The 14,380-nt window shown below is 33.4% G+C and carries 19 protein-coding genes and 2 pseudogenes; 17 read left to right on the plus strand and 4 right to left on the minus strand.

Annotation, left to right across the window (positions count from 1 at the left end):
- Nucleotides 1-11: 11 nt before the first annotated feature.
- The 3 genes from IGL49_RS12795 (at nt 12) to IGL49_RS12805 (ending at nt 2,773) form a co-directional block, all read left to right on the plus strand.
- Entirely contained in the window at nt 12-332 is a 321-nt protein-coding gene (locus IGL49_RS12795) for a hypothetical protein (RefSeq protein ID WP_002395033.1), read from the plus strand.
- 222 nt (nt 333-554) lie between these two features.
- Nucleotides 555-2,015 (plus strand): glucosyltransferase domain-containing protein, encoded by a 1,461-nt coding sequence (locus tag IGL49_RS12800; RefSeq protein WP_002386510.1) that lies wholly within the window; start codon nt 555-557, stop codon nt 2,013-2,015.
- Between the two features lie 383 nt (nt 2,016-2,398).
- Nucleotides 2,399-2,773 (plus strand): DUF805 domain-containing protein, encoded by a 375-nt coding sequence (locus IGL49_RS12805; protein ID WP_033592571.1) that lies wholly within the window; start codon nt 2,399-2,401, stop codon nt 2,771-2,773.
- Between the two features lie 19 nt (nt 2,774-2,792).
- Here IGL49_RS12805 and IGL49_RS12810 read toward each other — a convergent pair whose 3' ends face one another.
- On the minus strand, nt 2,793-3,131 hold the full coding sequence (locus IGL49_RS12810; RefSeq protein WP_010711850.1) for a hypothetical protein: 339 nt from the start codon (nt 3,129-3,131) through the stop codon (nt 2,793-2,795).
- A 303-nt stretch (nt 3,132-3,434) separates the two neighbouring features.
- Between IGL49_RS12810 and IGL49_RS12815 the strand changes: the two genes are divergently transcribed.
- The 12 genes and pseudogenes from IGL49_RS12815 to IGL49_RS12870 all read left to right on the plus strand — a co-directional run.
- Nucleotides 3,435-4,094, plus strand: a complete 660-nt coding sequence (locus tag IGL49_RS12815; RefSeq protein ID WP_002386513.1) for a hypothetical protein — start codon at nt 3,435-3,437, stop codon at nt 4,092-4,094.
- 81 nt (nt 4,095-4,175) lie between these two features.
- Nucleotides 4,176-4,796, plus strand: a complete 621-nt coding sequence (locus tag IGL49_RS12820; protein WP_029656234.1) for a recombinase family protein — start codon at nt 4,176-4,178, stop codon at nt 4,794-4,796.
- Nucleotides 4,786-5,100 carry a hypothetical protein gene (locus IGL49_RS12825; protein ID WP_002395937.1) on the plus strand — a complete coding sequence of 105 codons (315 nt, stop codon included), beginning with the start codon at nt 4,786-4,788 and terminating at the stop codon, nt 5,098-5,100. Before IGL49_RS12820 ends, IGL49_RS12825 begins: the two co-directional genes overlap by 11 nt.
- A complete protein-coding gene (uvrC, locus tag IGL49_RS12830; protein ID WP_002395938.1) occupies nt 5,094-5,318 on the plus strand; it encodes an ultraviolet resistance protein UvrA repressor UvrC in 225 nt (74 codons plus the stop codon). Before IGL49_RS12825 ends, uvrC begins: the two co-directional genes overlap by 7 nt.
- Nucleotides 5,319-5,378: 60 nt before the next feature.
- Entirely contained in the window at nt 5,379-5,588 is a 210-nt protein-coding gene (locus IGL49_RS12835; protein ID WP_011255119.1) for a hypothetical protein, read from the plus strand.
- 11 nt (nt 5,589-5,599) lie between these two features.
- Nucleotides 5,600-5,773 carry a hypothetical protein gene (locus tag IGL49_RS12840; protein WP_002395320.1) on the plus strand — a complete coding sequence of 58 codons (174 nt, stop codon included), beginning with the start codon at nt 5,600-5,602 and terminating at the stop codon, nt 5,771-5,773.
- Between the two features lie 17 nt (nt 5,774-5,790).
- On the plus strand, nt 5,791-5,901 hold the full coding sequence (locus IGL49_RS12845; protein WP_229235047.1) for a DUF6440 family protein: 111 nt from the start codon (nt 5,791-5,793) through the stop codon (nt 5,899-5,901).
- A 426-nt stretch (nt 5,902-6,327) separates the two neighbouring features.
- Nucleotides 6,328-7,656: an ultraviolet resistance protein UvrA gene (uvrA, locus tag IGL49_RS12850; protein WP_002395321.1), complete on the plus strand. Its 1,329-nt coding sequence runs from the start codon at nt 6,328-6,330 to the stop codon at nt 7,654-7,656.
- Complete coding sequence (locus IGL49_RS12855; RefSeq protein ID WP_002395322.1) at nt 7,653-8,003, plus strand: hypothetical protein; 351 nt, start codon at nt 7,653-7,655, stop codon at nt 8,001-8,003. The genes uvrA and IGL49_RS12855 overlap by 4 nt, the downstream gene beginning before the upstream one ends.
- Nucleotides 7,960-8,172 carry a hypothetical protein gene (locus IGL49_RS12860; protein WP_002395323.1) on the plus strand — a complete coding sequence of 71 codons (213 nt, stop codon included), beginning with the start codon at nt 7,960-7,962 and terminating at the stop codon, nt 8,170-8,172. The genes IGL49_RS12855 and IGL49_RS12860 overlap by 44 nt, the downstream gene beginning before the upstream one ends.
- Nucleotides 8,173-8,262: 90 nt before the next feature.
- Nucleotides 8,263-8,364, plus strand: a complete 102-nt coding sequence (locus IGL49_RS12865) for a type I toxin-antitoxin system Fst family toxin (protein ID WP_002387930.1) — start codon at nt 8,263-8,265, stop codon at nt 8,362-8,364.
- Between the two features lie 240 nt (nt 8,365-8,604).
- A pseudogene (locus tag IGL49_RS12870) lies at nt 8,605-8,733 on the plus strand (type III secretion system protein PrgN); the annotation flags it as partial.
- Between the two features lie 61 nt (nt 8,734-8,794).
- On the opposite strand, the gene IGL49_RS12875 reads toward IGL49_RS12870, so the two are convergent.
- Nucleotides 8,795-9,400: a recombinase family protein gene (locus IGL49_RS12875; RefSeq protein ID WP_002321606.1), complete on the minus strand. Its 606-nt coding sequence runs from the start codon at nt 9,398-9,400 to the stop codon at nt 8,795-8,797.
- Nucleotides 9,401-9,524: 124 nt separating this feature from the next.
- On the opposite strand from IGL49_RS12875, the gene IGL49_RS12880 reads away from it, so the two are divergent.
- Both IGL49_RS12880 and IGL49_RS12885 read left to right on the plus strand, forming a co-directional pair.
- The gene (locus tag IGL49_RS12880) at nt 9,525-12,512 is read left to right on the plus strand and encodes a Tn3 family transposase (protein ID WP_073340469.1); all 2,988 of its coding nucleotides are present in this window, start codon (nt 9,525-9,527) and stop codon (nt 12,510-12,512) included.
- A 164-nt stretch (nt 12,513-12,676) separates the two neighbouring features.
- A pseudogene (locus IGL49_RS12885) lies at nt 12,677-12,850 on the plus strand (type III secretion system protein PrgN); the annotation flags it as partial.
- A gap of 101 nt (nt 12,851-12,951) precedes the next feature.
- On the opposite strand, the gene prgO reads toward IGL49_RS12885, so the two are convergent.
- Nucleotides 12,952-13,227, minus strand: coding sequence for a DNA segregation protein PrgO (gene prgO / locus IGL49_RS12890; protein ID WP_002369783.1), 276 nt, complete (start codon nt 13,225-13,227; stop codon nt 12,952-12,954).
- Entirely contained in the window at nt 13,205-14,134 is a 930-nt protein-coding gene (locus IGL49_RS12895) for a ParA family protein (RefSeq protein WP_002366009.1), read from the minus strand. Before IGL49_RS12895 ends, prgO begins: the two co-directional genes overlap by 23 nt.
- Nucleotides 14,135-14,380: the final 246 nt, after the last annotated feature.

Genomic DNA, 14,380 nt, shown 5'->3' on the forward strand with positions numbered 1-14,380 from the left:
GAGTGGAAAAGATGAACGAGCAAATAAATTTGTTTGATTCAGACATTGATAAACGGTATCAATTTTATGGACATTATTGTAATGACGATTGGTCTACTAAAACAGCAATGGTGAATGGTGTTTCTGATATAGTGATGAGTTTTAGCATTGAACTTACCAAAGTTGAACTGAAAAAAATATGCAGAGATGCAATCAAAATAGTCAGGTTTAAGTATGGATATTCCATTAAGTTTTTAAAAAATAATGTAAAGAAAGAGTTGTTTATCAGGTTTGATAACTACACAACGAGCAAAAAACGAGATGTCTTTGAACATATAAATTTATATTTTTAAATCGAAAGTGAGTGAAGAAGACTTATGCAGTAAATGTGTATAAAAAGAGAAAAAAGCAGAAAAAAATTATTTGCTTTTTTTTACTTATATATTTTATACGATAAAAAACGTGGTTTTTAGTTTGAAAACCCTGTAAGATTATTATATGGACCCGTTTAGTGTAAATATAAAAGGTGTTCGTTTTCTTAGGGGGTATTTTAATAAAAATTGAGGAGTGAAAAAATGAATAAGTTTCAAAGTTGGCTTATGGCCAATAAAAATCTGTTAATTACAAGTGTAGTAATGTGTCAAGTGTTAGTTTTAAGCATAGGGATAATCAATTTTCCTTATATTGATGACACAGGCAGGCAAATTGATGGCAATACGGACTTTGCTAGAAGTTATTCTCGTTGGGGTAGCGAAATTGGTTCTTGGTTAGTTCAAGGGAGTAGACACCTTACGGATATGGGGTTATGGACGCATATTCTTTCTGGATTCATTGTATCAGTAACAGGGATTATCATTGTTTACTCTTTTCATAAGAAGCTATCTCTTTTAGCTTTAACAGCAGCCATGTTGGTTGGCTTTAATCCTTGGTTTTTACAAAATTTAAGTTTCAGGTTCGACAGTCCTTACATGTCTTTGAGCCTTTTATTTTCAGTTCTTCCATTTCTATTTTGGAATAAAAATAAAGTCTTATTTTTAGTTATTTCTATTTTAAGCATTTTTTTGATGTGTAATACTTATCAGGCGTCTTCGGGGATCTATGTCGTGATGGTGTTAGCATTATCACTGAAGCAGCTGTTAGACAATCAATCGTTTATTGCTGTGCTTAAAAAAGCGATTGTAGCTATGATTAGCTATATAAGCGCCATGTTTCTTTATCTTATTGAAACAAAATTTAACCCTGAAATAGCAACGCGAGGCGGTATGACAACAATCGCGAGCGTTAAGGATATACCCAAAACAATCCTAGTAAATAGTCAAATGTATCTATCAAAAATAACTGAACAGAGTACAAAACTATGGATACTTTTGTTTTTTATTCTAGTAATTTTCTTTGTTTTAAGTACGGTTCTTAATGCGAAAGTATCTCCTGTTAAAAGCTTTTTATACGCAGTATTATTTCTATTTTTAGGCTCTATTTTGAGTTACGGCGTCTTTCTAATCTTTCCGGAAAAGCTTTTGTTAATTTCGCCTAGATACGGGTATGGATTTAGTTTTTTTGTAGTTTCAATTATCATGCTTACTTTGGCAAATACTTCTAAAAACGTGCTAGGATATGTGTCAAAAACAGCGGTTTGTCTTTTCTGTGTTTATCTTTTATCTTTTACATTTGTTTATGCTAGTGCGTTAAGTCACCAAAAGGAATCTTTTGAACGACAAAGTATGATATTAGCCGATGATTTAAAAGACCTGGTGAACCGTGACACGGTGACTGTGCATAGTACGTCTTTATTTAAGGATTCGCCAGTATTTGTCAATAGTTCGAAGAATTATCCTATATTAAAAGAACTGGTTCCACCAAATGAAGCCCTTTATTGGCCAAATCAGTTTTTATTTAGAACGTACACTGGTTTAAACGTGAACATGGAGATCTTTGATATTAACGCGTTGAATAAAGAAGAAAGTGAGTTAATGAAATCTAATTATTACCATGACATTTATGTAAAAGATTCAGAAGTATTTGTTCATGTTAAATAATCCTGAAATAAAAGTAATATCAAGGCAATTGAAAGGCAGGGGTAGATACTGTAAAATAAAAATAGCTATTTCAGATTTAACTATTTTCTTACAGACTGAATGAATTGATCGTTCAGTTCTATGAATGATTATTTGTTAGAAATGAAAGGCTAAAATAAGTTATAACCTTAGAGACTGTCTCCCCCCAAGAGACAGTCTTATATATTGTTTAATAGATAATTACTTTACTAAAATAGGATAAATTAAATCAGAAATGTATACTTTGTAAGGAAAAAATCATAGCTGTTTTAGGATATTATTTGCTATTTTATGTATTTGCCAATTACAATGGTATTGTAAATAAATACATAAAGTAGCATTAGTAGGTTTGGGGGGATATAGATTTGGAAAATATTTTTGATTTAAACAAGGGATTATCAAGAAGAAGATATTGGTATTATCAGTGTATACTGTTTGTGTTTGGATTAGGGATAGAAACTTTTTCAATGTTTGTATACAAAAAGTCTCTGATTGAAAACAATTATTTAAAATATTTCGTGATAAATGGTCCATTTGATTTTTATAATTTTCTTAGGATCGTGTTCTTTATAATGATTATTATAGGTTTTCTGTTCCAAGCAAGAAGGTTTGTTGATATTGGGTGGTCGAAATTTGTAGCTTTACTAAGTCTGTTACCGTTAGTTGGTATTATCACAACAGGGATTTGTTTATTTAAAAAGGGAAAAGATAATAAAACAGATAGCAGTCAAGTTTCTTGATTGCTATCTGTTTTATTTATTAAGAGTATTGTCTATTAAATGAATGACAAGAACTTGCATTGTAAGCAGCTTGAATCGCAGCTGACCATGAAAGTTTATGGAATGCTACTGCAGACCAAATTCCTTTCATAATACAAGCACCTTGTTTTGCTTTAGCTTGTTGATATTTATTCCATAAATGTTTAGGGACCTTACTTTTTGCAAAGTTGTCCCAATAACCATCGTCACTTTGGGCATATGCAGTAGTAGAGTTTACTCCTACGACACTAGAAAAAGGGATATTGACACCAGATACAACAACTGTACTTAGAAGCAGAGCACTAATAGCTTTGAAAATATTTCTTTTTAAAACTTTCAAACGAACTCCTCCTTTTGTGTTTAGTATCACATAAAAAGTAGCATGATATGAAAACGTTGTCAACTGATAATACATGATGAATTTAAAAAGTAGGGTACTTTTTCGTATAAGAATGATTTTGTAAGTATGAAATAAGCTAGTTATATTTCACTAGCTATTCAATGAAATAAGTTTTTAAAGTAGATTGTTGATAGATATATTAAAAATTTTTTTTCATGTAAGATTATGCTAAAATTGATGTTAAGAATGGTTTCCCCTAGTAATAGGTAACAACAAAATAAAGGAAGGTGTAATTCTATACCTATGGAAGAAAATAATATAGAAAGCAAAGACAATCTGTTTAAAGAGATTGGCGAAAAAATGTATCCGCTTTTTTTTAATCGTAATTTTGGATTAGCAACAAAAAGTGAAATTGAAAGCATTCTCTTTTACTCGTATCTAAAGCATAAGATAAATAGTAATGGTGATTACTCAGATAGAACCTTGTCTAGAGAGCTAGGAATATCAGAAGTTAAAGTAAGGAATCTTAAGAGAACATGTTATGCAAGATATGAAGATGTAATTGATTTTCCTAAATTACTAACCTCGCTGTCCAAAGAAGGCTCAAATCTAATGTTTTTTAAAATTTATACTGACAATAATGATGTATTATGTAGGATATCTATTTCCGAGGTAGTTTATTATGATGAACTTCGAACACAATTAAACAATAGTGGTATTCTTTTTAAAAAAAACCCAGGATCAAATTATGTAGAGTTATCAATGGAAGATGCAATAATTTTCTTTGATCAGGATCCTATCAGCAAAGAAAGCTTAGATTTGAAAAGTTTAATAGATAAGATGAAGCAGTTGAATTTTGAAACTAATACTAAAATGGATATTGATAAAATATTAGAAGGAACTAAAGCTGGTAGAATGAAAAATGTCGTTGAGGCTATTATGAAGCTTTCCAACTCAATATAAACAAAGAGGTCAGAAACTTTTAATTTTTTGACCTCTTTGTTTTTTCGTGTTATACTTGGATTTATCTAGTGTCAAAAACTTATGTTCAGAAAAGGTGAGGAAAAATTGGCCATTTATGGGTATTCACGAGTCAGTACCAGCAATCAAGATTACAAAACCCAAATTCGAAAATTAGAAGAAGCTGGAGCAGAAAAAATTTTTAGTGAGAAATATACAGGTACAAAAAAAGAAGGAAGAAAAGAATTAGAAGAGCTGCTTTCAATTGTAAAAGCTGGCGATAAAGTTTTGGTGACAAAAATTGATCGATTGGCCAGAAGTATCGTTGACTTAAATTCAATTATTTCTACATTAAATCATGAAGGTGTGACTATCACCTTCTTAGATAATGCCCTAACCTTTGAGCCAAATAAAAGTGATTCTATGCAAACGTTAATGATGAATATGCTGGGTAGCTTTGCACAATTTGAAAGAGATTTAATCGTGACGCGAACCCAAGAAGGAAAACAGTGGCACAGAGCAAATAATAAGAACTATAGAGAAGGTCGCCCGAAAAGAGTTCTGAATGATAAATACAAACATGCACTCGAGTTAATGGAAACAAACAGTATGCGGGAAGTAGAAAAGAAAACAGGAATTTCTTTATCTACACTCAAACGAATCAAGAAACAAGCAAAGGAAGAACAGTTACTTAGTGAGAAATAATTCAGGAGTGGTTAACATAGAGAATAGAGAAAAGATTATTCAGTTGTTGAAAAATCCTTTAGTAACAGGTTATGGGATTGAGATAATGTCAAACGGGCGACTTTATTCAGCAAACTTCCAAAGATATAAGAATCGAGTAAAGAAAGAAGAGAACCCGTTGATTATTTTTGAGAGCATGACAGAAAAAGTTGAGCAGGTATTTTTAGAATTAGCTGAAGAAGTCATACGAACGAACCTTAAAACAAAACAAGAATTCAAGGAAATGATTAAAGAATATAGTTATAAGGAGGATAACAAATGGTAGTTCGAAAAACATATGATCATTGGGGGATCGAAATCAGCACATGGAACAAAAGTAATATAGTTACTTTTATTGATTGTGACTGCGGGCAATTAGCTAAAAGAGAACTAGGAAAGTATAATCAGTTTAAATGTGATAGCTGCAATAAAGAATACAAATTGTATCAAGGCAACTATATCCCAATGGATGAAAAAATAAATGAAGTAGCTCAAAACGATTGAAAAAGTAAAAAAGATTTTTGATTGTGTGCTTTCAATAATTTAAAAAAGGTGGAGAGTTTAATGAATTTTGGGTATTTGAACTTTGGAACAAAAGACGCTGTTTTAGTGATCGCAATATTTATTATCTTAATTTTAACGGTACTGTTTCGTTGGTCAGCTTTAGAATTTGTCTTTTCTTCAGGTGCAGTAGGAATTGCTTTTTTTGCTGGAAATATGAAACAAGAAAAAAGGATAGCAGAGAGGGAAAACAAAAAAAGTGAGAAGAAGTAAGGAGAATATTTATGCCAGTTAATAAAAATGGTTTACCTTTTTATCTCGATAGAAAATTAGATGTAATACGCTTTGGAGTTGATCCAGATAATCATGTGAAAGAACAACAACTTTTTAAATATCCGGTTAAAACGGATAAGCCAAATAAAAAAGAACGTTTCTTGAAAAAGAAAGTGAATCTTTAATTCAATTAGGATATAAAATTGTAGTTGATACAGTTACTGGTGTTAATTATTTAGAGAGCCCTAGAGGAGGAATTACACCTTTGCTTGATGAAATTGGGAAAGTTTGCATCGATAAAATTAGTAAGTAAATAAAACCCACCCCTGAAAATCTTTTTTTTGGGGTTATTCTATATTCAATTATTAATGATAATTATAGTGATGAGAGAGCAATTCTAAGCCATTTTCACAAATATTGATCGGTAGTTATGCAATGAAGAGATTTTAACGTTCGCTCTTACAGGATTAAATATGATATGTAGATGAAAATAAAAAAATTTCTATTTAAATACGAATAATTGTTCATACCAGGCATGTGGCCAACCATCAAAAGACGAATAACTGGTTTCGCTTTGCTCAACTGGCCTTCAACGTTTTGTATAGTTTCCCTCTCTGCGTTCAGTCCAACTATGCCAAAAGTTTACAGGTGTATAAAAAAATACGGAAAACTGAATTTTACTAGTTGCAAAAGAGAACATTCGTTCGTATAATGGGTTAGTAGAAAGAAGGGATTTTGGATGAATTTGACGTTCGATTATACGAAAGAACCCAGTCGTGATGTGCTTTGTATCGACGTAAAAAGTTTTTATGCTAGCGTGGAATGCGTAGAACGTGGACTTGATCCATTGAAGACAATGCTTGTGGTCATGAGCAATTCTGAAAATTCAGGTGGCCTGGTACTCGCTGCTTCCCCTATGGCAAAAAAAGTATTAGGTATTTCCAATGTTACAAGGAAAAATGAAGTTCCGGACCACCCAAACTTAATTATTGTATCTCCACGCATGAAATTGTACATGAAGAAAAATCAAGAAATTAACAATTTATATAAACGCTTTGTTTCTGATGAAGATCATTCTGTATTCAGTGTCGATGAATCGTTTCTTGATGTGACTGCTTCGCTGACCTATTTTAAGTGTGACACCGCCTATAAACTGGCCAAGATTATACAACGTGTGATTTATAACCATATGGGATTGTATGTGACAATCGGAATTGGGGAAAATCCGTTGCTGGCCAAGTTAGCATTGGATAATGAAGCAAAGAATGCACCAGGATTTGTAGCTGAATGGCGCTATGAAGATGTGTCAAAAAAAGTTTGGCCAATCTCCCCTCTTACAGAATTTTGTGGGATAGGAAATCGCATGGCTGCTCGCTTAAAAAAGCTAGGTATTCGGTCCATTTATGACCTAGCGCACATTGAACCCTACATGTTAGAAGAGCGTTTTGGTATCATGGGACTACAGCTGTACGCGCACTCATGGGGCATAGATCGTAGTTTTTTAGGGCAAAAAGCGGGACGACCAACAGAAAAATCATTTGGTAATAGTCAGGTCTTACCCAAAGATTATGCAAATAAAGAACAAATAAAATTGGTTTTGAAGGAATTGTCGGACCAGGTTGCTAGTCGCTTACGCATGGCATCGTGTCAGACAACCTGTGTCTCTTTGTTTGTTGGCTACTCAAAAGGTCAGACAGACAAATACGGCCAAACCGGCTGGCGTAGACAAATGAAAGTAGAACCAAGTAATAACACAAAAGTCTTGACTGAACATGTACTGCGTCTTTTTGAAGAGAATTACGCACCAGGGGTCGACGTACGAAATTTAGGAGTATCTTATGGCCGTCTTGTATGGAACAAAAATTTACAGCTGGATTTATTTTCTGTTCCGGAGGAGCAAATTCATGAAACGGATATGTATTTTCTTATTGATAAAATTCGTCAGAAATTTGGGTTTAAAGCACTGATACATGCTTCTTCACTGATGGAAGGCGCCACAGCAATTTCACGAGCAAGCCTTGTTGGTGGCCATGCAGGTGGAACTGTTGGCTTAGGTACAACCAAATGAAGCAAAATAGAAAAGAATTTTCTTCTTATTTTTCTCGCTCAATCAAACAAAATAAGCCATTATATTTATTACTTATGTCTTCAGAAACCAATCCTTTTCCTAGACCAGTTATAGGAACTTTTCGAGGATATGTGGAAGAAAACAAAATAATAATTGGTGAAGAGTCCTATAGTATAGAAGAAATTGACTCCGTGTGTATGTATTGTCATTCTAGCAGAATAAAACAAGAAGAAAGAGTAAATTCAAACCCTTTTCAAGGTTTGGTCTCCCCTACTTTGTCAAAAAAAGAGCAAAAAAAGTTAGATGAGTATTTTAGCGATTGGGGGTTTCGTAATGAAGGTATATGATTATAATGGTACCATTATTCCTCTAGGAGATAGCGTCCGCCAAGTGGCTTATGTAGAATGCAGCTGTGGCTGTCTAGCAAGCAGAGTTACGAATGACTCAAGCAAGTATAAATGTTCCTGGTGTAAACGAGTTTACACGCTTAGAAAAGATCATAGAACAGCTAGATAAATTGTTGAAGGTTTTATTATTGAATTGGCAGAATTTCAATCTATGATATAATTAATACGGCAGCTCGCCTCGATTGGAGGTGTGTTATTTGTGAAAGATTTAATGTCGTTGGTTATCGCACCGATCTTTGTAGGATTGGTTCTGGAAATGATTTCTCGTGTGTTGGACGAGGAAGACGATAGCCGAAAGTAAGCTGCTATCAACACACACGCTAGGAGTCGCAACTAGTGTAAAAAAAAAGCAATCCTATTCGCCGTAGGATTGCTTTTTGTGTTATTTGTACGATTTAATGTCGTTTCGCACCTTTAGTATAACATATTTTTAAAGGAGGTCAACCAAAAAGAAGCAGATACGCCCTTCCCTTATTGCATGTTTTTTAGTACAATATTACTGCGAACGCATTAATAACCTAAGAAAGGAAACTTACCCACCATGCCTAGAAAAACCTTTGTATATCCACACCCTATCAACGCATACATTATCAAGCAACTAGGGATTACTGTAGAAGAATTTTGTGAATTACATGCTTTCTCTCAAGGAACTGTTTCTTCTTGGGTTACGGGGTACATGGAACATAGAAACGAAATAGTGCGGTAGAAAAGCGAATGAATGTAGTATATTTCTACAAATCATTCGCTTTCTTTATTTTATAAATAGTTGGTCGAGAGATCCCGTTTTCTTTTGCAATCTCTGCAACTGGAATGCCTTGCTTTAACATGTCCACCACGGTTTTAAAAACTAAGCGTTTTTGCGGATCTGTTGAGTTAATAGAATACTCGATTGGTCGTCCCTTATATCGGCCGGCTTTTTGAGCCAATAATACTCCTTGCCGCTGACGTTCACGAATTTTCTCACGCTCGTTTTGTGCAATATAACTTAGCAGTGATAAAAACATATCGAACATAGCGGTATCCAGGAGTTCATTTCCAGTATTAAAATCTAAAAACTGTGCATCTAATATTTTTAACGCTACTTTTTTCTGTTTCATAAAAGCAACTGTATTTTTTATATCTTCATAATCTCTTCCTAAACGATCTAGTGATGTAACGATGACGCAATCACCTTCACGGATATAATTTAGTAATTTTTGAAACTCAGGACGCTCAGTATCTTTACCACTGGCTTTTTCTTGGAATAATTTATCAATGTTAAGTCCTTCCATCATTGCCAATTGTCGATCCAAATTTTGATCTTGTGAAGATACTCGAATATAGCCAATTTTTCCCATAAAAAACTCCTTTTTAAAAGTGATATAATTTACATGTAAAATTTACTTGTAGTTTTACTGCTATCATAGCATTTTTAAAAATAAATTTTAAGTAGACTTAAAATTTACTTCATGGAGGGTTTAAATGGATGAAATCAAAAGTAACAAAAAAGCATTTGGCATTTATTTAGGAGAACCTAGTACAGAACAATTAAACCAATTTTTTTATTTGCATGAAAAAGATTTAGAATTGATGGAGACTATACGACGACCAGCTACTAGATTAGGTTTTGCACTACAGTTAGTCTCACTACGTTTTTTAGGAACTTTTATATTAGATCTTACCAATATTCCCCAAAATGTATTGAGTTATGTAGCAACTCAACTAAATATTGATCCTGGAGAAATTATCTACTATAGCAGGAGACAGACCAGGTATCAGCACACAAAATTGATAAAATCACATTATGGATATCAAGATTTCAACCAACCGGAAATAGAAACATACCTAGCTAACTGGCTTTTAAATAGAGCGCTGTATACAACAGAATCTTCAGATATGTTGTTTGATATGCTTCTAAAAAAATGTCTGGATGAAAAGATTGTTTTACCTGGAATTACTACTTTTTCTCGTTTTGTTGCTAGTGCAATTGAAAAAGCTGAAGAGCATTTATACCGACAATTGTCTTTGGTTCCAACTGAAGATGAGAGAAAGCGGCTTCTCAATCTTTTAGAATTAATTGGAACTCCAGTTTATGGGGCAATAATCAAAATGGACATTTTGAGAACCCCGTTAGCTGACGATAGTCATAAAGAAATAGCCAGAGGTTTTGACCGACTAAAGCAATTTCAAGCTTTCTCTACTGAAAAATGGAAGATGGAATCTATTCCTGAAGGGAAAATAAAAGTTCTTGCAAATTATGCATTTAAAGCTAAAGCTCAATTAATTCAACGAATGAGTGAACAGAAAAAACTGGCGTTGTTAGTGGCATTTATTTTCATATACAAACGTAAGGCTATGGATGAACAAATTTTAGCACTATCTAATTTTTTTGAAACTGTTTTTAGACGCGCCAAAAATAAGGAATCTAAAGAACGTCTTCGTACCATAAAAGATCTAGATCGAGCCGCATCGACACTTTCAGATATTGTAGATTTAGTAATGTCCAGTCATTCTGATACTAATGAACTATCCCTTCGCGATCGTATCTTAGAAAAATATTCTGAGGAAAATGTTACCGAAGCTGTATCGCAAGTTCGGCTATTGGTTAAAAATGATCGTGAACCAATAGCCATTTCTGAACTTCTGAACACTTATCGAAAGTTCAGAAAATTTATTCCGGATATTTTAACTACACTAACATTTGACAGCAATGACTACGGTAACAACTGTAAGGAACTCTGGACCTTCATTAATAATAGATTTCCTAAGCCGATTACTTACAAAATGTTTGGAGCTATTAAACATACTCTTCCAAAGAAATGGATTTATTACATTCATGAATACCCTGAACAAACTAATAAATGTGTATTGATTGCAGCTGTCGAATTGTTAATTCAATCTTTAAAACGCCATGATATTTATATTCCTCAGAGTGTCTTATATAACAATCCTATGGATTGCTTGATTGATGAGAAAGCTTGGGTTCAACAAAAATACGTTTTATTAGAACAACTAGATCTTCCTTCTTCAGCAAATGAAATGTCTTTATGGTTAAAGAACGATTTGGAACTGTCTTATAAAGAAGCGCTAAATCGTTGGCCTACTTCTAAAATGGCCAGAATAGAAAATGCAGATCGCCTGGTTGTCTCTAGACTTAAAAAGACATATGAAAAAAAGGAAGATAAGTCTTTTAGACGTCGCATTCAGCAGTTACTTCCTAAAATTGATTTGTCAGATTTGTTATTGGAAGTAAACCAACAGTTAAATCTTACTCAATCATTTAACCACTTAAGTGACAAGGACACCAAAATGAAAGACTTGGATATTAGTTTATTAGCAGTTCTTTTATCAGAGTCCTGCAATATTGGTTTTTCCCCGGTTTCAAAAGAAGGATTTGATTCTTTAAAGTATGATCGTCTTGTCTATGTCAATCATCATTATATTCGAGTGGATACACTTTCAGGAGCTAATCAAAAAATAATACATGCACACAGGAAACTTGCCACCTCTAAGATATGGGGTGATGGGCATATGGCTTCAGCTGACGGTATTCGTTATATCACACCACAACGTTCCCTATATTCTAGAAGTAATCCAAAATATTTTGGCCGTGGTCGTGGGATCACATTCTACAATTTTGTCTCTGATCAATATATAGGGTTCCACGGAATGGTCGTTTCAGGGACACTGCGAGATTCGCTTTACCTTCTAGAAGGATTCCTCAATCAACCCAGCGAATTAACTCCTAATCAGATCATGACTGATACAGCTGGTTATAGCGATATGATTTTTGGTCTCTTTGGCTTATTAGGGTTTCAATTTAGTCCAAGAATTGCCAATGATAAAGGAACCAAACTTTGGCGAATCGACGCTAACGCTCACTACGGGGAACTTGATACGTTGTCTCAAAATTCAATTAATATGGAACTGATTTATACCCATTGGGAGGACATTCTTAGGGTTGCAGGTTCGTTGAAATCTGGAAAAGTGAATGCAACAGAATTAACGAAATCTCTTCAACGGAATGGGCAACCCACGCCTTTAGGAAAAGCAATAACTGAGTATGGAAAAGTTTATAAGACGAAACATCAGCTTCGTTATATTTCTGACGAAATATATGCACGGCAAATTTTAGAACAATTGAATAAGGGGGAAGCTCGGCATGCCTTATGCCGTAATATTTTTTATGGACGAAAAGGAAAACTCTACCAGACTTATTATGATGGGATGGAAGAGCAGCTCAATGCATTAGGATTAGTTACTAATGCCATCATATATTGGAACTCACTGTATTTAGAAAAAGTATTTGAACAAATGAAAGCTGAAGGATTCGACTGTTCCGAAGAAATGATACGCAGGCAATCTCCACTAATTAGTGATCACATCAATTTTGTTGGTAAGTATACGTTTAGATACGAAGCTGAATTATCCAACGGTAAGTTACGTCCATTGAATGTAGAAGAATTCTAGCAATGTTCGGGTTTTGCATGCTACCGCACTATTTCGTATGACTGTTCCAGCGAATCACTTCGAATAGAAAAAGAGAAAAACACGAGAACAGCGTTAAATCAACGTTTCTTGTGTTTTTACTTTTGTGCTACCGCACTATTTCGTTTCTATGTTCCATGTACCCCGTTACTCGTAACAAAAAAATTGAAACACTTCCTATCTCATTTATTTATTCTCTTTCTTTGTCAGCCAGCAAGACTATGGATCAGGTATATTCAGACCTTCTAAAACTGCAAGACGATTATTTGCTGCACTTAGAACGTCACAGACGAACTAAAAAAATTATTGATGAAAATTAAAAAAATCATTTTAAACGAATATACCGGATATATTAAATATACTTAATATATCCGGTATATTATATATATTAAATATATTCGATATATTTAATATATTTCAGTTAATCTTTGATTCGTCTATTATAAATATTTCTTTCCTCTTCGCTTAGGGTATCTATTAAAGCGTCCATTGCTAGTGCGACTATGTCGTACATGGGTTTATCTTTTGCATAGCTTAAATCTCTTATAGTTTTTAACACAGGAGGATCAACTTGTACCGGTCTCCTATCCTTAGCAGTATATTTGCTTTTTCCTAACTCTACATTAATATCATCGGCTATTTCTATATCTGCAGCGCCAATCTTTTTTTTCTCTTTATTCGTTGGTAACAATGCCATTGATCTCAATCTCCTTTCCTTTAGATAATATCTTATTAGCCATTGAATCAGCATATTTTAAAGTATAATCAAAACCGACTATATCTCCATGTGATTCATAGTATTCAATTCGTTCTTCAAGCTCGGTAAATATATCTGCAAATATTGCCCACCAACGGCGATCAACATAATCATTAAGTTGGACACCAGTTTCTCCATAAGTTTCCAGCCTATCAGAGCCTTTAACAATAGTTTTAAAAATATTTTCTTTACCATATTTATCTACAGTTTTTTGATAATTCGCACGTTGTGACTCTCGACGTGCCGAAAACATTACAGGAAGGATACCGATTATTTGTAAATTTGTTTCTTCGAAGTTACTTACAATAGGAATCAGTACTTTTTCAATAAAATCTTCCGTACCTTCCATCGCGTACCGTTTAAGCTCTTGCATCGGTATAACATAATCAGCAGCTGTTAAAAATGCTCTAACAACATTATCAGTAGATGGTGGACAATCGACAAAAATATAGTCAAATTTCTTTCTTAACTCTTTTAAAGGTTGTATAAAAGCTAAATGTCTATCATGTTTGTTTGGATATTTTTGCGACAAATGTTCATTTAATTCTTCTGATCCTGGTGAACCAGCCATAACATACAAATGGGGACTTATTTTTGTTATTCCAGATTCCCAATCATTATTAGTTATCGCTGAAGCTAAAGAGCGTTCAAATTTCGATATTTGATAGGTAGAACTAATATTAGAAGTAGTATTTCGTTGTTGGTCATAATCTATTAAACATATATCTTTGTTGAAAATTTGACTACCAACAATTGAAAGTAACTCATTATCGATACTCTTTCCTATACCACCCTTACGCCCTGTTAGCATTATTACTTTACCTGAAACACCCTTATCGACTAACATAAAATCCCTCCAAAATATATTTAATATATCCGATATAGCAAGTATACTAAATATATTCGCTATATTCTATATATTTAGTATATCACATATATTCAAATTGTCAAAATATATTTTGACAATTTGTATTGACAACACTATATAAATAATCGTAAACTACCAGTGAGTAATTAGAATTTTTTTCTGTGCGTTGTTACAAATCTAATCATAAATATATTTTTTATTCACAAAAGAAGGAGCTTTATCAAA

Origin of the sequence: Enterococcus sp. DIV1337a (assembly GCF_051712285.1) — a bacterium.
Lineage (GTDB): Bacteria > Bacillota > Bacilli > Lactobacillales > Enterococcaceae > Enterococcus > Enterococcus faecalis.